23 protein-coding genes and 1 other RNA gene are annotated in these 24,314 nt (G+C 66.7%); 3 read left to right on the top strand and 21 right to left on the bottom strand.

What is annotated here, in order from left to right:
• Positions 1-119 precede the first annotated feature (119 nt).
• The 7 genes from recR to tkt form a co-directional block, all read right to left on the bottom strand.
• A complete protein-coding gene (recR, locus tag WBG56_RS15400) occupies positions 120-728 on the bottom strand; it encodes a recombination mediator RecR (RefSeq protein ID WP_424269895.1) in 609 nt (202 codons plus the stop codon).
• 1 nt (position 729) lies between these two features.
• On the bottom strand, positions 730-1,056 hold the full coding sequence (locus tag WBG56_RS15395; RefSeq protein WP_424269893.1) for a YbaB/EbfC family nucleoid-associated protein: 327 nt from the start codon (positions 1,054-1,056) through the stop codon (positions 730-732).
• 91 nt (positions 1,057-1,147) lie between these two features.
• A complete protein-coding gene (gene dnaX / locus WBG56_RS15390) occupies positions 1,148-3,226 on the bottom strand; it encodes a DNA polymerase III subunit gamma/tau (protein WP_424269891.1) in 2,079 nt (692 codons plus the stop codon).
• A 31-nt stretch (positions 3,227-3,257) separates the two neighbouring features.
• Positions 3,258-3,355, bottom strand: an RNA gene (gene ffs / locus WBG56_RS15385) — signal recognition particle sRNA small type.
• Between the two features lie 19 nt (positions 3,356-3,374).
• On the bottom strand, positions 3,375-4,562 hold the full coding sequence (locus WBG56_RS15380; protein WP_424269889.1) for a phosphoglycerate kinase: 1,188 nt from the start codon (positions 4,560-4,562) through the stop codon (positions 3,375-3,377).
• Positions 4,563-4,757: 195 nt separating this feature from the next.
• Complete coding sequence (gene gap / locus WBG56_RS15375; RefSeq protein WP_424269887.1) at positions 4,758-5,768, bottom strand: type I glyceraldehyde-3-phosphate dehydrogenase; 1,011 nt, start codon at positions 5,766-5,768, stop codon at positions 4,758-4,760.
• A 12-nt stretch (positions 5,769-5,780) separates the two neighbouring features.
• Positions 5,781-7,826 carry a transketolase gene (gene tkt, locus WBG56_RS15370; protein ID WP_424269885.1) on the bottom strand — a complete coding sequence of 682 codons (2,046 nt, stop codon included), beginning with the start codon at positions 7,824-7,826 and terminating at the stop codon, positions 5,781-5,783.
• 137 nt (positions 7,827-7,963) lie between these two features.
• Here tkt and WBG56_RS15365 point away from each other — a divergent pair, with 137 nt between their 5' ends.
• Complete coding sequence (locus WBG56_RS15365) at positions 7,964-8,686, top strand: 16S rRNA (uracil(1498)-N(3))-methyltransferase (protein WP_424269883.1); 723 nt, start codon at positions 7,964-7,966, stop codon at positions 8,684-8,686.
• A 31-nt stretch (positions 8,687-8,717) separates the two neighbouring features.
• Here the strand turns inward: WBG56_RS15365 and WBG56_RS15360 are convergent, their stop codons facing one another.
• The 4 genes from WBG56_RS15360 to WBG56_RS15345 form a co-directional block, all read right to left on the bottom strand.
• The gene (locus WBG56_RS15360; RefSeq protein ID WP_424269882.1) at positions 8,718-9,188 is read right to left on the bottom strand and encodes a barstar family protein; all 471 of its coding nucleotides are present in this window, start codon (positions 9,186-9,188) and stop codon (positions 8,718-8,720) included.
• Positions 9,176-10,390 carry a patatin-like phospholipase family protein gene (locus WBG56_RS15355; RefSeq protein WP_424269880.1) on the bottom strand — a complete coding sequence of 405 codons (1,215 nt, stop codon included), beginning with the start codon at positions 10,388-10,390 and terminating at the stop codon, positions 9,176-9,178. The genes WBG56_RS15360 and WBG56_RS15355 overlap by 13 nt, the downstream gene beginning before the upstream one ends.
• Positions 10,365-12,659: an NADP-dependent malic enzyme gene (locus WBG56_RS15350; RefSeq protein ID WP_424269878.1), complete on the bottom strand. Its 2,295-nt coding sequence runs from the start codon at positions 12,657-12,659 to the stop codon at positions 10,365-10,367. The genes WBG56_RS15355 and WBG56_RS15350 overlap by 26 nt, the downstream gene beginning before the upstream one ends.
• Positions 12,660-12,745: 86 nt before the next feature.
• Complete coding sequence (locus tag WBG56_RS15345) at positions 12,746-13,678, bottom strand: hypothetical protein (protein ID WP_424269876.1); 933 nt, start codon at positions 13,676-13,678, stop codon at positions 12,746-12,748.
• Positions 13,679-13,732: 54 nt separating this feature from the next.
• Here WBG56_RS15345 and WBG56_RS15340 point away from each other — a divergent pair, with 54 nt between their 5' ends.
• Entirely contained in the window at positions 13,733-14,932 is a 1,200-nt protein-coding gene (locus tag WBG56_RS15340; RefSeq protein ID WP_424269874.1) for a pyridoxal phosphate-dependent aminotransferase, read from the top strand.
• Between the two features lie 46 nt (positions 14,933-14,978).
• On the opposite strand, the gene WBG56_RS15335 is transcribed toward WBG56_RS15340, so the two are convergent.
• Positions 14,979-15,866, bottom strand: coding sequence for a lytic transglycosylase domain-containing protein (locus WBG56_RS15335; RefSeq protein ID WP_424269872.1), 888 nt, complete (start codon positions 15,864-15,866; stop codon positions 14,979-14,981).
• A gap of 80 nt (positions 15,867-15,946) precedes the next feature.
• Here WBG56_RS15335 and WBG56_RS15330 point away from each other — a divergent pair, with 80 nt between their 5' ends.
• Positions 15,947-17,494: a UbiD family decarboxylase gene (locus WBG56_RS15330; protein ID WP_424269870.1), complete on the top strand. Its 1,548-nt coding sequence runs from the start codon at positions 15,947-15,949 to the stop codon at positions 17,492-17,494.
• A 100-nt stretch (positions 17,495-17,594) separates the two neighbouring features.
• Here the strand turns inward: WBG56_RS15330 and WBG56_RS15325 are convergent, their stop codons facing one another.
• The 9 genes from WBG56_RS15325 to WBG56_RS15285 all read right to left on the bottom strand — a co-directional run bounded on the left by WBG56_RS15325 (position 17,595) and on the right by WBG56_RS15285 (position 24,301).
• Positions 17,595-17,948: a hypothetical protein gene (locus tag WBG56_RS15325; protein WP_424269868.1), complete on the bottom strand. Its 354-nt coding sequence runs from the start codon at positions 17,946-17,948 to the stop codon at positions 17,595-17,597.
• On the bottom strand, positions 17,945-18,376 hold the full coding sequence (locus WBG56_RS15320) for a phage holin family protein (protein ID WP_424269866.1): 432 nt from the start codon (positions 18,374-18,376) through the stop codon (positions 17,945-17,947). The genes WBG56_RS15325 and WBG56_RS15320 overlap by 4 nt, the downstream gene beginning before the upstream one ends.
• Before the next feature lie 5 nt (positions 18,377-18,381).
• Positions 18,382-18,705, bottom strand: coding sequence for a DUF883 family protein (locus tag WBG56_RS15315; protein ID WP_424269864.1), 324 nt, complete (start codon positions 18,703-18,705; stop codon positions 18,382-18,384).
• A 117-nt stretch (positions 18,706-18,822) separates the two neighbouring features.
• A complete protein-coding gene (gene upp / locus WBG56_RS15310) occupies positions 18,823-19,461 on the bottom strand; it encodes a uracil phosphoribosyltransferase (protein ID WP_424269862.1) in 639 nt (212 codons plus the stop codon).
• Between the two features lie 73 nt (positions 19,462-19,534).
• Positions 19,535-19,927: a RidA family protein gene (locus WBG56_RS15305; RefSeq protein WP_424269860.1), complete on the bottom strand. Its 393-nt coding sequence runs from the start codon at positions 19,925-19,927 to the stop codon at positions 19,535-19,537.
• A gap of 66 nt (positions 19,928-19,993) precedes the next feature.
• A complete protein-coding gene (locus WBG56_RS15300; RefSeq protein ID WP_424269858.1) occupies positions 19,994-21,604 on the bottom strand; it encodes a benzoate-CoA ligase family protein in 1,611 nt (536 codons plus the stop codon).
• An 81-nt stretch (positions 21,605-21,685) separates the two neighbouring features.
• Positions 21,686-22,861, bottom strand: coding sequence for an acyl-CoA dehydrogenase family protein (locus WBG56_RS15295; protein ID WP_424269856.1), 1,176 nt, complete (start codon positions 22,859-22,861; stop codon positions 21,686-21,688).
• A 2-nt stretch (positions 22,862-22,863) separates the two neighbouring features.
• A complete protein-coding gene (locus WBG56_RS15290; RefSeq protein WP_424269854.1) occupies positions 22,864-23,718 on the bottom strand; it encodes an enoyl-CoA hydratase family protein in 855 nt (284 codons plus the stop codon).
• Positions 23,711-24,301 (bottom strand): MarR family winged helix-turn-helix transcriptional regulator, encoded by a 591-nt coding sequence (locus tag WBG56_RS15285; protein WP_424269852.1) that lies wholly within the window; start codon positions 24,299-24,301, stop codon positions 23,711-23,713. The genes WBG56_RS15290 and WBG56_RS15285 overlap by 8 nt, the downstream gene beginning before the upstream one ends.
• Positions 24,302-24,314 lie beyond the last annotated feature (13 nt).

Here is a 24,314-nt window from a genome sequence, read left to right as displayed (position 1 = left end):
CGGCCCGGCGGTAAAACTGCCCCCACGCCGCGCAGGCTGCGCCTGCTTGCTGCCCCCCGAGGGGGCGTGTTTTACCTTGGGACGGCCCGGCGGTAAAACTGCCCCCACGCCGCGCGTGGCTACCCCGAGCGGCGTTCCATCAATGCCCAGGCGATGGTGCCGGCATCCACGTATTCCAGTTCACTGCCGCTGGGCACGCCTCGGGCCAGTCGCGTGACCGTCAAACCGCGGCCGCGCAGCATGTCGGACAGGTAATACGCCGTGGTTTCCCCTTCAGCGGTGAAATTGGTCGCCAGGATGACCTCGCGCACCTGGCCGTCGGTCGCGCGCTCCAGCAGGCGGGCGAACTGGACCTGGTCGGGGCCGACGCCCTCCAGGGGGGCCAGGCGCCCCATCAGCACGTAATACAGGCCCTGGTATCCATGGCTAGCCTCGATCATGTTCTGATCGGCCGGCGTTTCCACCACGCACAGCAGCGACGCGTCGCGATCCGGGTTTTCGCAGGTGGCGCACAACGGCGTCTGCGAAAAAGAATTGCAACGTTCGCAATGACATAGCCCCGTCACCGCATCGCGCAGCGCATCGCCCAGCTTCAAGGCGGCATCGGGATCGTGCTGCAGCAGATGGTAGGCCATGCGCCGGGCGGTGCGCACGCCGACGCCGGGCAGACCGCGCAAGGCGTCGATCAAGACCCGCAGGGGTTCCGGTTCGGGCAGGCCCGCCGCCATGTCAGAACGGCAGTTTCATGCCCGCAGGCAGGGACATGCCGGCCGTGACGGCCGACATTTTTTCCTGGGCGCTGGCTTCCGCCTTGCGCTGTGCGTCATTGAAGGCGGCGGCGACCAGATCTTCGATCATGTCGCGGTCATCGTCGAACAGCGAGGGATCGATGACGACGCGCTTGACGTCGTATTTGCAGCTCATGGTGACCTTCACCAGGCCGCCGCCGGCCGCGCCTTCGACGATCAAATCGGCCAGGGCGTCCTGGGCCTTCTTCATGTTTTCCTGCATTTGCTGGGCCTGGCGCATCAAGCCGGCAATCTGACCTTTCATCATGGCGATGTCCTGATTGGATGAGGGGTGAAAACGGAAACAGGGACTATACCCCAGTGTCCCGCCCGATCAATGCTCGTACTCAAAGTACGGATCAACCGAGCGGGGCGCTGGGCGGGCGGACAGTCCCCGGGACGAGCCGGGCGGAAAACTGCCCGACCAGCGCCTGGACCAGGGTATCGTGTTCCGCTGCGTCTTCGGCCGCTTGCTGGCGCTGGGCGCGGGCCGCCTGATCCACGGCGGCGGCCGTATCGTCGCCCGTGCTGCCGTACGCGACATCCAGGCGCAGCACGCGGCCGAAATATTCCGACAGCACTGTGCGCAGGCGGTCGTGGGCGCCGCCTTCGGTATAGGTGTGAATGGCCACGCGCAAGCGGATCTGCTGTTCGTCGCCGCCCAGCCATTCGCTGTTCAGCGCCAGCGCGCGCGCCGCCCCGGTGACGGGCAGGTCCGCCGCCAGCGCCGGCCATTCGGACGCGGTCAGGCGGGCGGGATCGGGGACCTCGATGACAGCCGGCGCCGACGCGCCCGGCAAATCCGTCAGCCTCACGGGCAGGTCTTCCGCGTCCAGGACATCGGCCGCCGCAGCTGCCTCGAAATCATCCGGCACGTCGGCGGTCCAGTCCTGGCCTGCCGGTTCCATCTCGTCAGGCGGCGCATCGGCATCCGGGGCTTGCGCGGCCGGCGCGATCCGATCCGAAGTTCCGGCGCCGGAGGCGCCGGCATCCGCCGCCTCCCCTGCCAAGGGTTCCCGGGGCTTGGAGGCCGTCGGCGGCAACGCCGGAACACCGGATTCCGGCGCATCCCAGGCGGGCGGCTCGTCAGCCGGGGCCGCAACGGGCGCAACCGTGGCGGCCGGCCGGACAGCGAGGGCCGCCGGCGCAGCAGGCGGCGCATCAGACAAAGCCGCGGCCGGCGCAGCAACGGGAGGGGCGACGGCCAACGCTGCGGGCGCGGCGGCGGGAAGCGACGGCGCCGGGACAGCCGCAGCGGTGGAAGCGCCCGCAGAGGCCGCGGGGGCGGCCACAGGCGCGGCGGATCCCGCCGCCGGCCGGGCGGCAGGCACGTCCAGCAATACCGGCGGCACACGATCCGGCGGCAACAGGGCCAGCATGCGCAGGCAGGCCATGACGAAGCCCGCATATTCGTCGGGCGCCAGCGCCAGTTCCTGGCGGCTATGAACGGCCACGGCGTAAAAGAGCTGCACGTCGTCCGGGCCAAGGCCGGCGGCCAGCGCCTGGATGTCATCGGCCAGGGGATCGTCCGCCTGAGCATGCCCAAGGCGCTGAGCAATGGCGACCCTGGACAGCAGGACCGCCAGGTCCGCGAGCGCGGACTGGAACGACAGGCCTCGGGCGGCCAGCTCGTCCGCCACGGCCAGGATCCCGGGCGCGTCGGCCGCCGCCAAGGCCCGCAGCAGCGCGACCAGATGGTGCTGATCCAGCGTGCCCAGCATTTCACCCACGGCGGCGGCAGTGAGATTGCCCGCCGAATAGGAAATGGCCTGATCCGTCAGGGACAGGGCATCGCGCATGGAGCCCGCCGCCGCCTGGGCGATCAGACGCAGGCCCTGGGCATCGGCGGGGATGGATTCCTGGCCGAGGACGTGCTGCAGATGTTCGACGATGGCCGGCACCGTCATCTGCTTCAGGTTGAACTGCAGGCAGCGCGACAGCACCGTGACGGGGATCTTCTGCGGATCGGTGGTGGCCAGGATGAACTTGACGTGTTCGGGGGGTTCTTCCAGGGTCTTCAGCATGGCGTTGAAGGCATGCCCGGTGAGCATGTGCACTTCGTCGATCATGTAGACCTTGTAGCGGCCGGCGGACGGCGCATACACCGCCTGCTCCAGCAACTGGGTCATTTCGTCCACGCCGCGATTGGACGCCGCATCCAGTTCGATGTAGTCGACGTAGCGTCCGGCATCGATTTCGGTGCAGGCCTGGCAATGGCCGCAGGGCGTTGCCGTGACGCCATCGGCGCAGTTCAGGGATTTGGCCAGAATGCGCGACAGCGTGGTCTTGCCCACGCCCCGGGTGCCGGTGAACAGCCAGGCATGATGCAGGCGCCCGGACGACAGGGCATGGGTCAGCGCCCGGACCACGTGGTCCTGCCCGATCAGGGTATCGAAAGAACGGGGGCGCCATTTGCGCGCCAGAACGAGATAGCTCATGAGTCGGCCGCCGCCCGGAAAAGACAAAAGGAAAGGCGAGCCTGACTTCGGCACTGGTTCTGCACGGCTGTGGCTGCTTCGTTCCCGACCTGACCAGGTTCACCGCCGAACCATGCGAAGGGGCCCGCCTCTTGAATTCTAACAGACCTCAGGCACTTCGCGCCTGCAACGCCGCCACGGCCGGCAAGGTCTTGCCTTCCAGGAATTCCAGGAAGGCCCCGCCCCCCGTGGAAATATAGCCTACCCGGTCGGCAATGCCGTATTTGGCAATGGCTGCCAGGGTATCGCCGCCGCCGGCGATGGAAAAGCCGTCCGATTCGGCGATCGCCTGGGCGATGACCCGGGTGCCGTCGGCAAAAGCATCGAATTCGAAGACCCCGACAGGACCGTTCCAGACGATGGTGCCCGCCTGACGCAACTGCTGCGCCAGCAGCGCCGCCGTCTGAGGGCCGATGTCCAGGATGAGGTCGTCGGGAGCCACGTCGGCGGCCGCCTTGACCGTCGCGGGCGCGTCGGCGGCGAATGTCTTCGCCACGACCACGTCCACCGGGATCGGCACCTGGACGCCCCGCGCCTGCATGGCCTGCATGACGGCCTTGGCCTGATCGAGCTGATCCGGCTCGGCCAGGGACTTGCCGATGGGCAGACCCGCCGCCAGCATGAACGTGTTGGCGATGCCGCCCCCCACGATCAACTGATCGACTTTATCGGCCAGGGCCTGCAGGATGGACAGCTTGGTGGAGACCTTCGACCCGCCGACGATGGCCACCATGGGGCGGCGCGGCGCCTGCAGGGCGCGGCCCAGGGCATCCAGTTCGGCGGCCAGCAGCGGCCCGGCGCACGCCACGGGGGCGAAGCGGGCGATGCCTTCGGTAGTGGCCTCGGCCCGATGCGCGGTGCCGAAGGCGTCGTTCACGTAGACGTCGCACAAGGCCGCCATGCGGCGGGCCAGATCCGGGTCGTTCTTTTTTTCGCCCGGGTTGCAACGGCAGTTTTCCAGCAGGACCACGTCGCCCGCCGCCAGATCCACCCCATCGACCCAGTCGCGCGCCAACCGCACGGGACGGCCCAGCAATTCGGCCAGGCGCTCCGCCACAGGCTGCAAGGTGTCGTCAGGGCCGACGACGCCTTCCTTGGGGCGGCCCAGGTGGGACGTCACCATGACGGCGGCTCCCGCATCCAACGCCAGGCGGATCGCCGGCACGGACGCCCGCACGCGGGTGTCTTCCGTGATCTTCCCCTGGTCCAGGGGCACGTTCAGGTCGGAGCGGATGAAAACGCGCTTGCCCGCCAGGGCGCCGGCCTGCGCCAGGCCGGAAAGTGTCTGTATCGACATGATTTGCCTTTTTTCTGCGCGAGATGCCGGCGCGCCGGGCGTCTGAGCCCGGCATGCCGGCATCTGCGGAACGGAAAAAAGGGCGGGTCGCCCCGCCCTTGTGTCTGGTGTCCTGTTCGGTCAGCCCGAACAGGACACTTGCCTGGCCGCGCCCGGATCGGGCGCGCCGGCGAGACGATCACCGGACTGCCCGGCTTATTTGGCGGCCATCAGGGCGACCGTGGTATCGAGCATGCGATTGGAGAAGCCCCATTCGTTGTCGTACCAGGACGAGACCTTCACCAGGGAACCGGATACCTTGGTCAGCCCCGCGTCCACGGTGCTGGAGGCCGGGTCGTGGTTGAAGTCGACCGACACCAGGGGCTCGGTGGTGTAGTTCAGAATGCCCTTCAGCGGGCCTTCGGAAGCAGCCTTGAGGATGCCGTTGACCTCGTCCACCGAGGTTTCACGCGCGGCCACGAAGGACAGATCGACGATGGACACATTGATCGTCGGCACGCGGATCGCGTAGCCGTCGAGCTTGCCGTTCAGTTCCGGCAGCACCAGGCCGACCGCCGACGCGGCGCCGGTCTTGGTCGGGATCATGCTGTGCGTGGCCGAACGGGCGCGGCGCAGGTCCGAATGGTAGACGTCGGTCAGGACCTGGTCGTTGGTGTACGCATGGATGGTGGTCATCAGGCCATTGACGATGCCCAGTTGCTGATGCAGGGGATGCACCAGCGGCGCCAGGCAGTTGGTGGTGCACGAGGCGTTGGAGATGACCGTGTCGGATGCCTTCAGCACCTGGTGATTGACGCCATAGACGATGGTGGCGTCCACGTCCTTGCCGCCGGGGGCGGAAATGATGACCTTTTTCGCGCCGCCCTTCAGGTGGGCGGATGCTTTTTCCTTGGTGGTGAAAAAGCCCGTGCATTCCAGCACCACGTCGACGTTCAGCTCGCCCCAGGGCAGCTTGGAGGGATCGCGATCCGCCAGCACGCGGATCCGGTCGCCATTGACCACCATGAAATCGCCATCGACCTCGACCGTGCCGGGGAAGCGGCCGTGGGCCGTGTCGTAGCGGGTCAGGTGGGCGTTGGTCTCGGGATTGCCCAGATCATTGATGGCCACGATCTGGATATCGTGCTTTTTCCCGTCTTCGTAGTGGGCACGCAGGATATTGCGGCCGATACGGCCGTAACCATTGATGGCGACGCGGATGGTCATGAAGGATCTCCTTTACAAAAGCTGCTCGACAGCGGCCGCAACATGATCGGCCGTGAGGTTGAAATGTTTGAACAACACACCGGCAGGCGCCGATTCCCCGAAAGAGTCGATCCCGACCACAGCACCGGTCGTCCCGACATATTTGTACCAAGTGGCCGTGCCCCCGGCCTCGACGGCGACGCGCGGCAGACCGGCCGGCAGCACGGCGCTGCGCCAGCCGGCATCCTGGGCGTCGAAGACCTGGGTGCAAGGCATGGACACCACCCGCGTGGCAATGCCGCGCGCGGCCAGCTGATCCTGGGCATGCAAGGCAAGCTCGACCTCGGAGCCGGTGGCGATGATGATGGCGCACGCCCCCACCATGTCGCGCAACACGTAGCCGCCCCGCGCAATGGCATCGGTGGTAGCGGCGTCGCGGGCGACGAAGGGCAGGTTCTGACGCGACAGCAGCAGCGCCGAAGGGCCGCCGTCGTGCATGGCCATGCCCAGGCTGGCCGGGCGCTCCAGGGCGGCCTGCCAGGCCACCGCGGTCTCGGTCGTGTCGCAGGGCCGCCAGACGTGCAGATTGGGAATCAAGCGCAGGCTGCCGGCATGTTCGATGGACTGGTGCGTGGGGCCGTCTTCGCCCAGGCCGATGGAATCGTGCGTGAAGACATGCACCACGCGCTGCTTCATCAAAGCCGCCATGCGCAGGGCGTTGCGTGAATAGTCGGAAAAAGTCAGGAATGTGCCGCCGAAGGGCAGGTAGCCGCCATGCAGGGCCATGCCGTTCATGATGGCCGCCATGCCGAATTCGCGCACACCGTAGTTGATGTGGCGCCCGGCCTGCAGGCCATTGGCCGTATGGCGCACAGGCGCGACGCCTTTCCAGTCGGTGAAGTTCGACCCGGTCAGGTCCGCGGAGCCGCCCAGCAGTTCGGGCAGGATGTCGGCAAACGCCGCGATGGCCTGCTGCGAGGCCTTGCGCGAAGCGATGGATTCCGCCTTGTCCTGGGTGGACGACACGTAGGCGCGGGCGCGCTTGGTGAAATCGACGGGCAGTTCGCCAGCCATGCGCCGGCACAATTCCGCCGCCAGTTCAGGATAGGCTTCGGCATAGTGGTCGAACCGCACCTGCCAGTCGGATTGCAGATGGGCGCCGCGTTCACGGCCGTTCCAGTAGGCGTAGACCTCGCGCGGAATTTCGAAGGGCGGGTGATTCCAGCCCATGGCCTTGCGGGCCGCGGCGATCTCGTCGGCCCCCAGGGGAGCGCCGTGGACTTTTTCGGTGCCGGCCTTGGTGGGCGCGCCGCGCCCGATGACGGTGCGGCAGCAGATCAGGGTGGGCCCGCGGCTGCCTGCGGCATGGGCCTTGGCCTGAGTGATCGCCGCGTCCAGGGCATTCATGTCGTGGCCGTCGACCCCGCGCAAGACGTTCCAGCCGTAGGCTTCGAAGCGGGCCGGCGTATCGTCGGCGAACCAGTTCTGCACCTGGCCGTCGATGGAAATACCGTTGTCGTCGTAGAACACGATCAGGCGCGACAGGCCCAGCGTGCCGGCCAGGGAGCAGGCCTCGTGGGAGATGCCTTCCATCAGGCAGCCGTCGCCCACGAACACGTAGGTGTCGTGATCGATGATGTCATGCCCCGGGCGGTTGAATTCCTTCGCCAGCAGCGCCTGGGCCAGCGCCATGCCGACCCCGTTGGCCAAGCCCTGGCCCAGCGGCCCGGTCGTGGTTTCCACCCCCGGCGTGATGCCGACCTCCGGGTGTCCGGGCGTGCGGGAATGCAACTGGCGGAAATTGCGCAGCTCATCCATGGGCAGATCGTAGCCGCTGAGATGCAACAGCGCGTACAGCAGCATCGAGCCATGCCCGTTGGACAGCACGAAACGGTCGCGGTCGATCCAGGCCGGATCGGACGGGTTGTGACGCAAGTGACGCGTCCAGAGCACGTGCGCGATATCAGCCATGCCCATGGGGGCGCCGGGGTGTCCGGAATTGGCTTGTTGGACGGCGTCCATGGCCAGCACGCGAATCGCGTTGGCCATGGCAGGATCGGGGGCGGGCAAAGCGCTCATAGGGTCTTGGGGGGCGAACCGCGCGGTCATTGCCGCAAGCCTCGCCGCATACAGGATGACAAAGCCCTGAATTTTACCACCCTGCCCGCTCCGGTTTATAGTCCGAGCATTCACGCCGCAGGGACAAGCCTCCATCCATGCCCACCGCCCGATTCTTCTGTCCGTCGCCGCTGCAGGCCGAGCGCCGGATCGAACTGCCCCAATCCCTGGCGCACCATGCGATCCGGGTCCTGCGCCTGCCCTCCGGCACTGCCGTGACCCTGTTCGACGGACGAGGCGGCCAGTACCCGGCCGTGCTGGACATCCAGGGACGAACCGTCCTGGCGGACGTCGGCCTCCACCAGGCCATCGACTGCGAACTGCGCGGCCAACTGACCTTGATACAAGGCATCGCATCGGGCGACAAGATGGACTGGGTCGTGGAAAAGGCCGTGGAGCTGGGCGTGGGCACGCTGATCCCGGTAGCGGCCGAACGCAGCGTGCTGCGTCTGAGCGGCCCCCGCCTGGAAAAACGCCTGGCGCACTGGCGCGCGATCGTCCAGGCGGCCAGCGAACAATGCGGACGCAACCAACTGATGCGGATTCGGGAACCTGCCCCCTTGCGCGACAGCCTGGAACATCTGGCCGGGGTCAGCCTGTTCTGCCATCCGGACGGCGACACCGATTTTCCCCAGGCCTTGCGCGGCGTGGACGACCATCTGAATTTATTGGTGGGGCCGGAAGGCGGCTGGTCGCCCGACGAATTGGCCCTGGCGCAGCGTCAAGGCCTGCAGGGCGTGCGTTTCGGGCCCCGGGTGCTACGCACGGAAACCGCCGGGCTGGCCATGGCGGCCGCAGCCTGCGCCCTGCTGGGCTGGTAAGCGCCGCCGACTGCGGCGCTCGGGAAATGGTTCAGTTTTCCTCGCGCCCGGAATACGGCGTGGGATCGACACCCGGTTCGGGGGCGGGATGCGCCCCGGCATGCTGGATGGCATAGACGAACACGCGTTCATTGTTCTGGCCGAACTCGACCACGTCGTCGCACACCGCGCGGATGGCCTGGGCATCCTCGGCCAGGGCCGGATCGCCCGAATGCAAATGACGGAACCACAGGAACAGGCCGGTCTTCTGGTCGCCGAGCGTGTCGCACAGGCAATCGTACAAGGCATCCAGATTGCCGCCGAAGAATTCAGGATAGTCGATGGACTTCACCACGGCCCGCAACACGGCGGAGCGGCTGCGCGCGCGATCGCAATCCACCACGAAAGCCGCCAGGCCGGCTTCGGCGGCCGCCGTCAGCGCATCCTGTTCAGACACAGCCTGGGCGTCGACGACACCCCGAGCGAACATTTTGCTTATCTGGGCCTGACTCATGCGGGCCACTCCTTGAAAAAAGCGATGATTTCATCAGCACGGTTCATGCTGTCCGCCCTGCCCAACGCAATCAGGTCCCGGGTGTAGCCTGCCTCGAACAGTAAATAAGACGCCAGCGCCCCCCCTGCGGCATCCGCCTTGCGAGGCGAAACGCCCAGCACCCGAAACAAAGTCTGCACGGCACGCGGCAATTCATTCAGATGATCCAGCGCCATGTCATCCAGTGACCGGCTGGGGGCGATCATCAGGGTATGGATGGGCCGCAGTGACTCGCTTTTTAATCCATTTGCGGGGATTCGCGCAAGCAGCCCGTTGATTCGTTCCATGCGCTCCATATCGACCGAGATGCCATCCAGAAAAATATTGGACAAGGTATGGCCGGCAATCTGCGCCAGGCTGGGGTACGGAGGGCTGAGTTCGCGGATGCCGGGCTGCGTTTCGTCCTGATAATTGGTGCTGATGACGAAAACCCGTTCCGCCCCCAGGTGGATGGCCGGGCTGATGGGCGCGAGCTGGCGCATCGAGCCATCGCCGCACCACAGGGTCCGGTCGCCCATCAGGATCGCCCGCGCCGGAAACACGAAAGGAATGGCGCTGGAGGCCAGCAGATGATCCACCCCGATGGAGCAGGCCACCGCCCGGCGCAAGGTGCGCGTCCAGGGCAGGATGCTGCCTTCCCGCGCCTGATAGAAGGTCAGGTGCTCCCCCGTCGTGTAGGCCGTGGCGGTAATGGCCAGCGCCTTCAGATGCCCACGATCCAGATTGGTCTGCAACCGGGAAAAGCTGAGCGTCCTGCCCAGCAGGCCCGCCAGGGGGTCGTTATCCAGCAGGGACCGCGGGGCATGGCGGGCCAGCTGGGGGCGTATCCACCCCAGGCCCAGCATGCCCAGCCACTGCAGGCCGGTGCGCATGAGGCGCGGGGCGTCCGAATAGTAGATATCGTGCGTATGCAGGGCCTGCCACAAGGTGGACAGGTGGCTGACGGCCCGATGCGGCTGATGGGCGCGGCAAGCCAGGGCGGCGGCATTGATGGCCCCGGCCGAGGTCCCGCAGATGATGTCGAAGGGATTGCGAAACCGAGGGCTGCTGTCCGGGTCCAGCACCTGCAGGATCCCGGACAACACGCCGGCCTGGTAGGCGGCGCGGGCGCCGCCCCCGGTCATGACCAGGCCGATCTGCGGCCGGTCAGGCGCGTCGGGGTTTATTGGCATCGACGACCGTCAAGGCCGCCATATTGACGATCCGGCGCACGGTGGAACTGGACGTCAGGATATGCACCGGCGCATTGGCGCCCAGCAGGAAGGGCCCGACCGCCACGTTGCCGCCAGCTGCGGTCTTGAGCAGGTTGTAGGCGATGTTGCCGGCATCGACGCTGGGGCAGATCAGCAGATTGGCTTCTCCCTGCAGTGTCGTGGACGGCAGGATGCGCTGGCGCAACGCCGGGTCCAGGGCGCAGTCGCCGTGCATCTCGCCATCGACTTCCAGGTGGGGATCGCGCTCTCGCACCAGCCCCAGCGCCGCGCGCATCTTTTCACCCGAGGATGAACTGCCGGTGCCGAAATTGGAACGCGACAGCAGGGCGACCTTGGGTTCGATATTCAGGCGGCGCATTTCCTCGGCCGCCATCAGGGTGATTTCCGCAATCTGCGCGGCGTCCGGATTGTCGTTGACGTGCGTATCGGCCAGGGCGATGGTGCGCTCTTCGAGCAGCAGGATGTTCATGGCGGCGTAGGTCCGCGCCCCTGGCTGCTGCCCCAGCACTTCGTCGATGAAGCGCAGGTGATTGGCATAGGAACCGACCGTGCCGCAGATCATGCCGTCGGCATCGCCCAGATGCACCATCATGGCGCCGATCAGCGTCAGGCGACGGCGCATTTCGACACGCGCCATTTCCTTGGTGATGCCGCGCCGGCACATCAATTCCCAGTACGTGGTCCAGTATTGATGGAAGCGCTCGTCGTGTTCGGGGTTGGTGACCTCGACGTCCTCGCCCAGACGGATGCGCAGGCCGTATTTTTCGATGCGGGCCGCCAGCACGGCCGGACGGCCGATCAGGATAGGCTTGGCCAGGCGCTCATCGACCACGATCTGCACCGCGCGCAGCACGCGTTCGTCTTCCCCTTCGGCAAAGACGATGCGGGATTTGCCGCCCTCGCGCACCATGGCCCGCGCGGCCGAGAACAGCGGCTTCATGAAGGCGCCGGAATGGTAGACGAACTGCTCCAGCTGGCCGGCGTAGCTATCGAAATCGGCCAGGGGGCGCGTGGCCACGCCGTCGTCCATGGCGGCCTTGGCGACCGCCGGGGAAATGCGCACGATCAGGCGCGGGTCGAAGGGCTTGGGGATGAAATAATTGGGCCCGAAGGATACGTCGTACAGGCCATAGGCGGCCGCCACGACGTCGTTCTGTTCCTCTCGGGCGAGCTTGCAGATGGCGGTGACGGCGGCCTTTTCCATGCCGCGGGTGATCGTCGTGGCGCCGACGTCGAGCGCCCCCCGGAAGATGTAGGGGAAGCACAGGACGTTGTTGACCTGATTGGGGAAATCGGACCGGCCGGTGGCGATCACCACGTCGTCGCGCACCGCGAACGCATCGGCGGGCAGGATCTCGGGATTGGGGTTGGCCAGCGCCAGCACCAGCGGGCGGGCCGCCATTTTCTTGACCATGGGGGGTTTCAGCACCCCGCCGGCCGACAGGCCCAGGAAGACGTCGGCATCCCCGATGATGTCGTCCAGCGTGCGGGCATCGGTCTTTTGCGCGAAACGGGCTTTTTTCGGGTCCATCAGGACGGTGCGGCCTTCGTAGACCACGCCCTCGATGTCGGACACCCAGATGTGTTCCAGGGGCAGGCCCATGTCCATCATCAGTTCCAGGCAGCCCAGGGCGGCGGCGCCGGCGCCGGACACAACGACCTTGACCTTGGCGATGTCCTTGCCGACGACTTCCAGGCCGTTGATGAAGGCGGCCGTCACGCAGATGGCCGTACCGTGCTGGTCGTCATGGAAGACCGGGATCTTCATGCGCTCGCGCAGCTTGCGCTCGACCTCGAAGCATTCCGGCGCCTTGATGTCTTCCAGGTTGATGCCGCCGAACGTGGGCTCCAGGCCCGCGATGATGTCCACCAGCTTGTCCGGGTCCTGCTCGTTGATCTCGATGTCGAACACGTCCAGGCCGGAAAATTTCTTGAACAGCACGGCCTTGCCTTCCATGACGGGCTTGGACGCCAGCGGGCCGATATTGCCCAGGCCCAGCACCGCCGTGCCGTTGGTGATCACGCCGACCAGATTGCCCCGCCCGGTATAGCGAAAGGCATTATGGGCATCGTTGACGATTTCCTCGCAGGCCGCCGCCACCCCCGGCGAGTAGGCCAGCGCCAGATCCCGCTGATTGGAGAGTTGCTTGGTGGGAGTGACCGAGATTTTGCCGGGACGGCCATGCTCGTGATACTCGAGCGCCGCCGCGCGCAGGGATTCATCCATCGTGATGCCTTGATCAAGTGATATGAGGGGTGATGCCATTCTAGCCGCTTGCATGGGTCAGGAGTATGCCCTGGCGCGCATGCCGTTCATGCATCGACGCCATAAGAATGGTCGAACCGCTGCCCCTGGGCGGGAAACAGCCCATCGGGGTCGAACAGCGCCCGGATGGCCTGATCGCAGGACTGCCGGACACCCCCCGACCCGGGGCGATTCCCATAGCGGGATTCGTAGGGCCGGTCGGCCGGCGCCCCCAGGCGTTCATCGAAAACCAGCCATTCGACCCAGCCCAGTTCGCCGCCATGGCCCAGCAGGAGATGAGACAGGTTGAGGGTCTGCCCCGCCGCCGGACTGAGCGCATCGAGCCGATAACGGGCATCCCAGCACGTCCCCGGACCCTCGGACACGTCCGCCATGACGCCGGCATTCAGTTCGAAGAGGCGCGGAATCATTCCCTGCACGCGCAGATTGTCCAGCGGCTTGCGGTTATCCACTCCGAAAGCCCCCAGATTGGCTTGCGTGCCATCCGCCAGCAGCACCAGCGCATGCACCAGGCCGCTGGCGGCGGTCTGCCCGCGATCCCAGTCGCACCCGCGGCGATCCGCCAGCCAGGCGGCCACGGTCAGGTGAGGCGGCTGGTCGCGAAACTGAGGAAGGCCGGCGGATTCCAGTTCACCCACGAGGCAACCCGGCTGCACGAACCAGCGCGGGTCGTCGGCCCCCAGCCGTTCATGGCGGGCCATGGCCGAGCCGGGTTCCACCCACAGCACGGGCGTGTCATCCTGCGGGGCCGACGATGGAATACCGTCCAGGGCCAGCGTGACGCCGTATTCATGGCACAGGGCGCGCGCCTGATACACATCCTGCATGTGGCCCGGCACCAGCCGGGCGCTGCCGGTCGGCGTGGAAAATTCATAGACCTGCCCCTGGGCCGCCCGGCGCAGGCGAGCCAGGAAGGCTTCCCAGGGAGATCGCTCGGCCCGGCGTCCAACCAGAAAGGCGCGGCGCGACGGTGACTGCATAGGGGCCCCCCAAGGCTACAATGAAACTTTTAGACAACGCGGCAGAGATTCGTCATGGTCCGATTGGCCGATAGAACCGAACGCACGGTGCCATTCTACGCCGTGGAAGTCCTGAAACAGGCGCAGGCGCTGGCCGCTCAGGGCCGCGACATCATCAGCCTGGGCATCGGCGAACCCGATTTCACGGCGCCGGCCCGGGTGCTGGAAACCCTGAACCGGGCCGCCGACGCCGGCCTCAGCGGCTATACCGCGCCGATCGGCATCCCCGCCCTGCGCGAGGCGATCTCCCACTACTACGACACACACTTCGGCGCTCGGGTGGACCCCTCCCGCATCCTGATCACCGGCGGCGCCTCCGGCGCCCTGCTGCTGGCCGCGCTGGCCCTGATCAACCCGGGCGACGAAGTCCTGATGCCCGACCCGTCCTACCCCGCCAACCAGAACTTCGTCACGGCCGCCGGCGGCACCACCCGGCTGATCCCCACCGATGCCGAACACCGTTTCCAACTGCGTCCGGAAGACATCGAAGCCCACTGGGGGCCGGCCACGCGGGGGGTGTTGATCGCCTCCCCCAGCAACCCCACCGGCACCTCCATGCCCCGCGAAGCCCTGCGGGCCCTGATCGCCGCCGTGCGGGCGCGCGGGGGATTCGTCATCATGGATGAAATCTACCTGGGCCTGTATTACGACGAAGCCCCGCAAAGCGCCCTCACCCTGGACGACGATCTGGTGGTCATCAACAGCTTTTCCAAGTACTTCCACATGACGGGCTGGCGTCTGGGCTGGCTGATGGCGCCGGCCGCACTGATGCCGGCCATCGAGCGGCTGGCCGCCAGCCTGGCCATCTGCGCCCCGGCGCTGGCCCAGCATGCGGCGCTCAGTTGTTTCGAGCCCGAGGTCATGCAGATCTACGAACGCCGGCGCCTGTCCTTCAAGGAACGGCGCGACTACCTGCTGCCGGAATTCGCGCGACTGGGGCTGAACGTGCCTGCCGCGCCCGACGGCGCCTTCTACATCTTCGCGGACATCCGCGCCCAGGGTCTGGACGGCGCTGAATTCTGCCGCCGGCTGCTGCACGATGCCGGCGTGGCCGCCGTGCCGGGCCTGGATTTCGGCCGCGCCCACGCCGGTCACACAGTGCGGTTTTCCTATGCCACGGGCCTGGACCGCCTGCGCGAGGCCATCGCCCGGATGGAAGTGTTTTTGGGAAAGCTGGGCGCGCCGGCAGCCGCAGCCGCCCAGCCGCTGGCCTGAAAAAGGCCGCCCCGCACAGGGTCGGCCGCTCCGACCCGATACGGCCTCAGTTCTTGCCGGGCGGAATCCCGGATGCCAGCGCGATGCGCCGGCGCTCGGCCAGCACGCTGGCGCCATAGCCCCCGTCGCTGGGGCCCGACGCCCCCACGTAACAGGCAAGCCCGCCCTCGATCGAGCCGCGTCGGCGGATGCAATCCGCCAGGATCTGCGCCCCGATGCGGATGTTCACCGCCGGATTGAAGATCGCCGCCGGCCCGCCGTGCGCCCGCAGCTTCTCGCGATGCACCCGGCCCATGATCTGCATCAGCCCCTGGGCCCCGACAGAGCTTTCCACAAAGGGGTTGTAGCGCGACTCGATGGCGATCACGGCCAACAGCAGCTGCGGGTCCACATGGCGTTCCTTGCCCACGCTGAACGCCATGCGCACCAACGCCCCGGCAACGCTGGAGGCGATGCGGTATTTGCGCGACAGATAGCTGCGCAGGCCCTGAGCCTGGGCCGCCGTCACCCCGGGGATCGCCTGTTCGCCCATGCTGGCGGACAAAGCCTGCATGAAATCCAGGGGCCCCGAGGACACGACGTCGGACGGCGCGGGCTGATCGTCCGCGGCGGGTTTCTGATCCACGGAGACATCGGGGGCCGGCGCCGAGGCGGGCGCGGCGGCGTCCGGCGCCGGGCCGCCCGAGGGCGACGCCCAGGCATAATCGGCATCGCCGCCGCTATAGCCCGCGTCGTCGGCCTGGAACATGGCCAGGACGACTTCGTGCAATTGCTGCGACTGCTGGCGCATGGACGGCAGCACCAGGCTCAATCCCAGTGTCGTCAACACGGCCAGCCCCAGATAGATGGCGCTGACGTGGATGAATTCACCGACGGGATGCAGCACGGCGCGCATGCCGTGCTGCAGGCGATCAGATAACAACCCTGCAACCATGGATGCCTCCGGCAGCCGTGCGGGCGGGGGGAATGGTAATCTTTGGCACGACGACACTGTAACCTGATTGGCCATTTTCTGTGAAATACCGCGACCTCCGGGACTTCATCGCCCAGCTTGAACGCCAAGGACAACTGACACGCGTTCGCCACCCGGTCTCCACCGCCCTGGAGATGACCGAGATCAGCGACCGCGTGCTGCGCGCCGGCGGCCCCGCCCTGCTGTTCGAACAGGCGCAACATGACGGGCGGACCAGCCCCATCCCGGTGCTGACCAATCTGTTCGGCACTCCGCAACGGGTGGCCTGGGGCATGGGCGCGGACGAGGTATCGGCCCTGCGCGACACGGGCGAGCTGCTGGCGTCATTGCGCGAACCCACCCCGCCCCATGGCATGCGCGACGCTCTGTCGAAAGTCGCCCTGCTGAAATCCGCGCTCTGGGACATGAACCCGCGCCAGGTGCGCGGCGCCGCCTGCCAGGACATCGTGATCGAAGCCGATCAGGTCGACCTGAACACGCTTCCGCTGCAAAGCTGCTGGCCCGGGGACGTGGCGCCGCTGCTGACCTGGGGGCTGGTCATCACACGCGGCCCCAACGCCCGGCGCCAGAACCTGGGCATCTACCGCCAGCAGCTGATCGGCCGCAACAAGCTGATCATGCGCTGGCTGTCGCACCGCGGCGGAGCCCTGGATTTTCGCGATCATTGCCTGGCGCACCCGGGGCAGCCCTTCCCGATCGCCGTGGCGCTGGGCACCGATCCGGCGACGCTGCTGGCGGCCGTCACGCCGATTCCCGACAGCCTGTCGGAATATCAGTTCGCCGGCCTGCTGCGCGGGTCGCGCACCGAGCTGGCGCAAGCTCTGGGCAGCGACCTGCAAGTGCCCGCCCAGGCGGAAATCGTGCTGGAAGGCCATATCCTGCCCGCTTCGGACCCACGGGCGGCGACCCCCACGATACCGGACGGCGCGCCGCCGCCCCCGGACACCGGCTACGAAATGGCGCTGGAAGGCCCCTACGGGGACCACACGGGCTACTACAACGAACAGGACTGGTTCCCGGTCTTCACGGTAGAGCGCATCACCCATCGGCGCCAGCCGATCTATCACAGCACCTACACCGGCAAGCCGCCCGACGAACCCGCCGTGCTGGGCGTCGCCCTGAATGAGGTCTTCGTCCCGCTGCTGCGGCGCCAGTTCCCGGAAATCACGGATTTCTACCTGCCGCCCGAAGGCTGCAGCTACCGGCTGGCCGTGGTCTCGATTCGCAAACAGTACCCGGGCCACGCCAAACGCATCCTGTTCGGACTCTGGAGCGTGCTGCGCCAGTTCATGTACACCAAGTTCATCGTGGTGGTCGACGAGGACATCGACGTGCGCAGCTGGCCGGAAGTCATCTGGGCCATGACGACCCGCATGGATCCGGTGCGCGACACCGTGCTGGTGGAAAACACCCCCATCGACTATCTGGATTTCGCCTCGCCGGTATCCGGACTGGGCGGCAAGATGGGGCTGGATGCCACCAATAAGTGGGCGGGCGAGACCCAGCGCGAATGGGGGCGGCCGATCAGCATGTCCGCGGACGTCAAGCAGCGGGTGGACGCCATGTGGGACCAGCTGGGAATTTCCTGAGCCGGCCCTCGCGCCGCATGCATCCAGTGTGCTGTTCGGTTGATCCGTACATTTGAATTCGGACGCCAAACTCAAGTACGAGTATTCACCGAACAGCGCACTAGGGCTTCGGGCTATCCGCCGAGGCGCGCCGCGCCAGCCAGACCAGCCCTGTGATCAAGGCGGTTTTCAGGGCGACGCGACGGCGGCTGCCGGTGCCCAGCACCGATCCCAGCAAAGACCCCATCAAGGGATAGCGGCGCAGGAGCCTCAGGCCGACGCCCAGCCATCCCAGGCCTGCGGCCCGCAGATGGTCGCCGGCTTGCGCCGCCAGGACATCGGGCCGCACGGCGCCCGCCAGGCGGCAGGCGCTTTGACGCACGGCCAGGCGCTGATAGCCTGCCTGCAGGCGCAGCAATTCAATGCGCAGGCGGCGGTCCTGGAAGGCGGATCTTTCCTGAATCGAACGGGTCATGGAACCTCTCCGGGAACCGCCGTCGCATCGGCCGGCTCGCCTTCGGGCCCGGCGCCTGTCGGCGCCATCCCGAACGCCCGGGCATCCTGACGCAGCACGTCCGCCGTCACGGCAAAGAGAGCGGGGTCCTGCCGCAAGCGCCTGCAAAGCACCACGATCAGCACGACGCCCACGACGGCATACCCCAGGGCCAGCAGCCACAGCGCCAGAAAACGGTGATCGGTCGGCCAGAAATACAGGGCCAGGGTCAGGGTGGCCACCAGCAGGGCCAGCAACAGGAACACGGCGGCCGCCAGCAGCAGCGCCAGGCGGCCCAGCAGCCGATCACGCGCGTCCTGGGCTTCCAGGCCAAGGAGCTCCAGGCGGGTGCCCAGCAGCGCGGTACTGTGCGCAGCCAAGTCCGCCACTGCGCGGCCAAGCGCCCCCATGGGGATCAGCGCCGCGACAGCAGGGCGCCCAGCAAGAGCCCCGCCACGCCGGCGAACCCCACGGCTTTCCAGGGATTGGCCTGGACGTATTCGTCGGTATCCTGGACGACCTTGCGACCTTGCTCGAGCAGATTGGCCTGGGTTTCGGACAGCACCGCGCGGCCCTGGTCCAGCGCCTGCAAGGCCCGGGCGCGCAGGTCGGCGGCCTTGTCGCCGGTCGCGTCGGCTGCTTCGCGCAGCAGCTTTTCAGCTTGGTCCAGGCTGGATTTCAGGTCCTCGATCAGGGCGTCGCCGGCAGACTGGGTGGCAATTTGCTTGCGTGTAGCCATTCAAAACTCCTTGGGTCGGACAGAGGAATCTCTATCCTACCTGATCATCCGGCGAGCGAGTGTCAAAAACTGTGTGCGCCTGCGGCAGATCAAGCCGCAGCCGGCCGCGCAGGCGTTTTATTCGGTCTTCTGCCGCGTGCCGAAGATGCGATCGCCCGCATCCCCCAGGCCCGGGATGATGTAGCCATCCTGGTTCAGGTGGTCGTCGATGGACGCGGTGTAGATGTGCACGTCCGGGTGGGCCTTTTCGACGGCGGCAATGCCTTCGGGCGCGGCCACCAGCACCAGGGCGCGAACGTTGCGGCTGCCGGCCTGCTTCAGCATGTCGATGGCAGCCACCATGGAGCCGCCCGTGGCCAGCATGGGATCGACGATCAGCGCCAGGCGCTGATCCAGCTGCCCGACCAGCTTTTCCAGATAGGGCTGCGCCTGCAGGGTCTCTTCATTGCGGGCAATGCCCACGGCGCTGACCTTGGCCCCCGGGACCAGGCTGAGCACACCGTCGAGCATGCCGATGCCCGCCCGCAGGATAGGGACGACCGTGATTTTCTTCCCCGCCAGCTTTTCCACATCCAGTTCGCCCGCCCAGCCGGCGATGCGCACGGGTTCCAGCGGCAGATCCTTGGTGGCCTCGTAGGTCAGCAGCGCTCCGATTTCCTGGGCCATCTCGCGGAAATTCTTGGTGCTGAGGTCGGCCCTGCGCATCAGGCCCAGCTTGTGGCGGATCAGGGGGTGGCGGATTTCGTGGATAGGCATGGCGGCTCGAACGGCAAAGAGGTGGTGGCCTGCAGTGTACTGCCTCCGCAAACAGCCACGCACCCCCGGCGGATCAATCCGGAATCACCGCCGTGACTTCGATCTCGACTTTGGCCCGGTCCTCGATCAGGGCGGCGACCTGCACCGCCGTCATCGCGGCATTGAAGCTGCCGATCAATTCGCGAAAGGCCTTGCCGATTTCCGGGTAGGCCGCCACGTATTCATGTTTGTCCGTCACGTACCAGGTCATGCGCACGATATGTTCGGGCTTGGCGCCGCCCGTCTCCAGGACCTCGACGATATTCTGCAATGCCTGGCGCACCTGGCCAGCCATGTCGTCGGTGTGAAACACCCCGTGGGCATCCCAGCCGATCATGCCGGCCACGAAGATCTGGCGGCCGCGCACGGCCACGCCATTGGCATATCCCTTGGGCCGGGGCCAACCCGGGGGAAGCAAGACTTGCATGAGGAACTCCTCCATCGATCAACAACGTTCAGGGCGCGGGCCCGCCCCTTCCAGGCCGGACCCGCGTCAGGCCGGCTCGTGCAGTTTGAAACGCTGCAACTTTCCGGTCTGGGTGCGCGGCAGGGATTCCACGAAATCCAGGGCGCGCGGATATTTGTAGGGGGCGATGCCGGCCTTGACGAAATCCTGCAGTGTTTTCCTCATGGCCTCTCCCGCCGTCTGGCCGGGCCGCAACACGACGAAGGCCTTGACCAGCTGGCCGCGCTCCGCGTCCGGCACGCCGATGACCGCGCATTCGGCCACCGCCGGGTGCTGCATCAGGGCATCTTCGACATCCGGCGCGGCAATGTTGTAGCCCGACGAAATGATCATGTCGTCCGTGCGCGCCTGGTAGTGGAAATAGCCGTCGATATCCATCAGGTAGGCGTCGCCCGTCAGGTTCCAGCCATGCTGCACATACTTTCCTTGCCGCTCATCGTTCAGGTAGCGGCACCCGGTGGGGCCCTGGACCGCCAGGCGCCCGATGGTGCCGGGCGGCACATCATGACCCAGATCATCCACGACCTTGGCCCGATAGCCGGGCACCGGCGTGCCGGTCGCCCCGGGCCGGGCATGGGCTTCGTCATGGGAAATGAAAATATGCAGCATCTCCGTGGACCCGATGCCGTCGATCAGCTCGATGCCCGTCGCCTCTTTCCACGCCGCCCGCGTCGAAGCGGGCAGAGTCTCGCCCGCCGACACGCACTTGCGCAAGGCCGTGCGGCGCAACTCCGTGCCGCGCACCGCCAGGGTCCGATAGGATGTGGGGGCCGTGAACAGGACCGTGGCGCCGAAGGTCTGGATGGCTTCCAGCAGTTGCGGAGGACTGGCCTTCTCCAGCAGGACGGTGGATGCGCCGACGTGCAGCGGAAACAGCAGCAGCCCTCCCAGGCCGAAGGTGAACGCCAGCGGCGGGCTGCCCATGAAGACGTCGTCCTCGGTGGGATGCAGGATATGGCGGGGCCAGCACAGGCAGATGGCCATGACGTCCCGGTGATAGTGCATGGTCGCCTTGGGCACGCCCGTGGTCCCGGATGTGAACCCCAGGATGCAGGTGTCGTCGGCAGCCGTCGCGACATTGTCGAAATCGGGAGACGCCCGCTCCATCAGGGCCTCCAGGCCATCCGGGCCGTCATGATCGAAGTGCCGGATATGTTTGAGCACCGGCTGTTCCCTGGCGGCCAGCGCCATTTCCTCGGCCAGGGCCGCATCGCACAATGCGTGCGTCACTTGGCCGATCTCGATGATGGCTTTCAGTTCCTTGGCCCGCAGCAGAGGCATGGTCGCCACGGCGATTCCCCCCGCCTTCATGACGGCGAACCAGCAGGCCGCCAGCATGGGATTGTTGGGCGCGCGCAGCAACACGCGATTGCCGGGCGCCAGGCCCATGTCGCGCACCAGCACATTGGCGATGCGGTTGGCTTTGTCCTGCAGGTCGGCGTACGTCCAGTCGATCCCGGGCGCCCGGATGCACATCCGCGCACCCCGGCCTTCACGCACGTGCCGGTCCAGCAATTCATCCGCGCAGTTCAGTTGTTCGGGGAATTGCAGTTCGGGCAGATCGAACAGAAATCGGGGCTGCTGGTCCGCGGGCGGCAGATGGTCGCGCGCAAACGTATCCAGGTGGGCACTGCTCATGGTCTTGTCTCCTGATCACGGATCATTTCTTGCGATTACCGGGGCCTTGGGGCCCTCTCGTGGCACTTCCGGGCGCGCGCATCATCCAGGCGGCGCCTGCGCGGTTTTCAGCAATTCGCGGGCAATGATCAGCTGCTGCACCTCGGTGGCGCCTTCGTAGATGCGCAAGGCGCGGATTTCGCGGTACAGGCGCTCGACGGGCTGTTCGCTGACCACGCCCTGGCCGCCGAACAACTGCACCGCCGCGTCGATGACCTGCTGGGCATTCTCGGTAGCCGTCATCTTGGCCATGGCCGCTTCCCGCGTGACGGCTCGCCCCTGGTCCCGCAACCAGGCGGCGCGATAGGTCAGGAGCGCCGCGCTGTCGATCGCAGTGGCCATCTGCGCCAGTTTTGCCTGGCTGAGCTGGAAATCAGCCAGCACGCCCTGGAACATGCGCCGCGTCATGGCGCGGTGCAGTGCTTCATCCAATGCCCTGCGGGCAAAGCCCAGGGCCGCCGCCGCCACGGACGTGCGAAACACGTCCAGGGTGCGCATGGCCAGCTTGAAGCCCTGTCCGGGCGCGCCCAGGCGCTGGCTGGCGGGGATGCGGCAATCGGTGAAACGCAGCCGCGCCAGCGGATGGGGAGCGATGACCTCGATGCGTTCGGCGATCTCGAATCCCGGCGTCCCGGCATCGACGATGAAGGCGGAAATGCCCCGGGCGCCGGGCGCCTCGCCCGTGCGAGCGAACAACACGTAGAAATCGGCGATGCCGCCGTTGGAAATCCAGGTCTTCTCGCCATTCAACACATACTGGTCGCCCTCGGCCCGCGCTGCGCAGGACAGGGCCGCCACATCCGAACCGGCGTCGGGCTCGGACAGGGCGAAGGCGGCGATCGCCTCGCCCCGGGCCACGCGCGGCAGGTAGCGCCGACGCTGCTCGGGCGTGCCCTCCAGGGAAATCGCCCCCGACCCCAGCCCCTGCATGGCAAAGGCAAAATCCGCCAGGCCGGAATGGCGCGCCAGGGTTTCGCGGATCAGGCAGATGGCCCGGGTATCGATGGCCTCGGCCGACCCGCCATCCGCCGTCCCGGCCACGGCATGGCGCAGCCAGCCCGCCTCGCCCAGCGATTGCGCCAACGCGCGGCAGGCCTGATCCACGTCACGTTCGTGCGTGGGTGCGATGTGTTCTGCAGCCCAGGCATCCAGGGCCTGCGCCAATTCACGGTGGCGAGGTTCGAAAAAGGGCCAGTCCAGATAGGCGGTGTCGGACATGGTCAATCCCCCTGGAACCGGGGCTTCTGCTTGTCCACGAAGGCATGGTAGGCGCGGGAAAAGTCCTGCGTCAGCATGCAGATGGCCTGGGCCTGGGCCTCGGCCTCGATGGCCTGGTCGATGGTCATGGCCCATTCCTGGTGCAGCATGGTCTTGGTGATGCCGTTGGCAAAACTGGGGCCCTGCGCCAATTGCGCCGCCAGGGCCTGAGCCTCGGCCAGCAGGGCATCGGGTTCGCACAGGCGATTGAAGAACCCCCAGCGTTCGCCTTCCTCGCCGCCCAGGCTGCGGCCGGTGTACAGCAGTTCGCTGGCCCGACCCTGGCCCACGATGCGCGGCAGCAGGGCGCAGGCCCCCATGTCGCAGCCGGCCAGGCCGACCCGGTTGAACAGAAAGGCGGTCTTGCTGCGGGCCGTGCCCAGGCGCAGGTCCGATGCCATGGCGAGAATGGCGCCGGCGCCAGCGCACACCCCATCCACGGCGGTGATGATGGGCTGCGGGCAAGCCCGGATGGTTTTGACGAGTTCCCCCGTCATGCGGGTGAACATCAGCAGTTCCGGCGCTTTCAGGCGGATCAGGGGACCGATGATTTCATGGACGTCGCCGCCCGAGCAGAAATTGTCCCCTGCCCCGACCAGCACCACAGCCCGCACGTCGTCGGCCCACTTCAGCTGATGAAACAAATCCCGCAATTCGGCGTAGCTCTCGAAAGTCAGCGGATTCTTGCGTTCCGGACGGTTCAGGGTGATGGTGGCCACGCCGTCTTGCACGTCCCACAGGAAGTGACGCGCCTGATAGGCCGCCATGGGCCGGCGGTTGCCGGCCAGCAGGCCGGGGTCGATCAAGGATTCAGTCATGAGATTTCCTTCGCGTCGGACGAACCGCTTTCTTGGCGGTGGCGGCGGCCGCTTCCAGCTCGGGTTGGCGCTGGGCCAGATGCACGCGCAACTGGCCCAGCAGCAGGTACAGGGATTCCTTGTTCTCGACCGGCAGCCCCCGGAACATCTCCGTCAGCCACTTCTCGTGCTCGACGGCCATGGCGGCAAACGCCTCTCGCCCCTGCGGGGTCAGGCTGACGAAAAAAGAACGCCGGTCCTCGGGGTCTTCGGCGCGCCGCACCAGGCCATCCTTGACCAGCTCGTCCGTCAGGCCCGTGACATTGCCGCCGGTCACCATCAGGTAGCCCGACAAAACCTTCATGCGCAGCCCTTCGGGATGGCGGTCCAGCTGGGCCATGTAATCGAAACGCCTCAGGCTGGTGGCGATGCGCGTGCGCAGCAACTTGCGGATCTGCTGCTCGATCTGGTTGGAACACGCCAGCAGGCGCAACCAGATCCGGGTGTCCAGATGGTCGTCGGCCTGCACGCGGGCTTCCAGGCCGATGTGTTCATCGCCCAGGGACTGCACCAGTTGCAGATGTTGTTTGGCTAAAGAATTCACAGGTCGGACTCCT

The organism is Castellaniella sp. (assembly GCF_049671645.1).
Classification (GTDB): domain Bacteria; phylum Pseudomonadota; class Gammaproteobacteria; order Burkholderiales; family Burkholderiaceae_B; genus Castellaniella.
This window is presented reverse-complemented; position numbering and strand designations above follow the sequence as displayed.

Bases quoted from the DNA above. Each gene is read 5' to 3' on its own strand.
- recR (WP_424269895.1), bottom strand. From the start codon at position 728: ATGGCGGCGGGCCTGCCCGAACCGGAACCCCTGCGGGTCTTGATCGAC.
- WBG56_RS15395 (WP_424269893.1), bottom strand. From the start codon at position 1,056: ATGATGAAAGGTCAGATTGCCGGCTTGATGCGCCAGGCCCAGCAAATG.
- dnaX (WP_424269891.1), bottom strand. From the start codon at position 3,226: ATGAGCTATCTCGTTCTGGCGCGCAAATGGCGCCCCCGTTCTTTCGAT.
- WBG56_RS15380 (WP_424269889.1), bottom strand. From the start codon at position 4,562: ATGTCGATACAGACACTTTCCGGCCTGGCGCAGGCCGGCGCCCTGGCG.
- gap (WP_424269887.1), bottom strand. From the start codon at position 5,768: ATGACCATCCGCGTCGCCATCAATGGTTACGGCCGTATCGGCCGCAAT.
- tkt (WP_424269885.1), bottom strand. From the start codon at position 7,826: ATGAGCGCTTTGCCCGCCCCCGATCCTGCCATGGCCAACGCGATTCGC.
- WBG56_RS15365 (WP_424269883.1), top strand. From the start codon at position 7,964: ATGCCCACCGCCCGATTCTTCTGTCCGTCGCCGCTGCAGGCCGAGCGC.
- WBG56_RS15355 (WP_424269880.1), bottom strand. From the start codon at position 10,390: ATGCCAATAAACCCCGACGCGCCTGACCGGCCGCAGATCGGCCTGGTC.
- WBG56_RS15350 (WP_424269878.1), bottom strand. From the start codon at position 12,659: ATGGATGAATCCCTGCGCGCGGCGGCGCTCGAGTATCACGAGCATGGC.
- WBG56_RS15345 (WP_424269876.1), bottom strand. From the start codon at position 13,678: ATGCAGTCACCGTCGCGCCGCGCCTTTCTGGTTGGACGCCGGGCCGAG.
- WBG56_RS15340 (WP_424269874.1), top strand. From the start codon at position 13,733: ATGGTCCGATTGGCCGATAGAACCGAACGCACGGTGCCATTCTACGCC.
- WBG56_RS15335 (WP_424269872.1), bottom strand. From the start codon at position 15,866: ATGGTTGCAGGGTTGTTATCTGATCGCCTGCAGCACGGCATGCGCGCC.
- WBG56_RS15325 (WP_424269868.1), bottom strand. From the start codon at position 17,948: ATGACCCGTTCGATTCAGGAAAGATCCGCCTTCCAGGACCGCCGCCTG.
- WBG56_RS15320 (WP_424269866.1), bottom strand. From the start codon at position 18,376: ATGGGGGCGCTTGGCCGCGCAGTGGCGGACTTGGCTGCGCACAGTACC.
- WBG56_RS15315 (WP_424269864.1), bottom strand. From the start codon at position 18,705: ATGGCTACACGCAAGCAAATTGCCACCCAGTCTGCCGGCGACGCCCTG.
- upp (WP_424269862.1), bottom strand. From the start codon at position 19,461: ATGCCTATCCACGAAATCCGCCACCCCCTGATCCGCCACAAGCTGGGC.
- WBG56_RS15305 (WP_424269860.1), bottom strand. From the start codon at position 19,927: ATGCAAGTCTTGCTTCCCCCGGGTTGGCCCCGGCCCAAGGGATATGCC.
- WBG56_RS15300 (WP_424269858.1), bottom strand. From the start codon at position 21,604: ATGAGCAGTGCCCACCTGGATACGTTTGCGCGCGACCATCTGCCGCCC.
- WBG56_RS15295 (WP_424269856.1), bottom strand. From the start codon at position 22,861: ATGTCCGACACCGCCTATCTGGACTGGCCCTTTTTCGAACCTCGCCAC.
- WBG56_RS15290 (WP_424269854.1), bottom strand. From the start codon at position 23,718: ATGACTGAATCCTTGATCGACCCCGGCCTGCTGGCCGGCAACCGCCGG.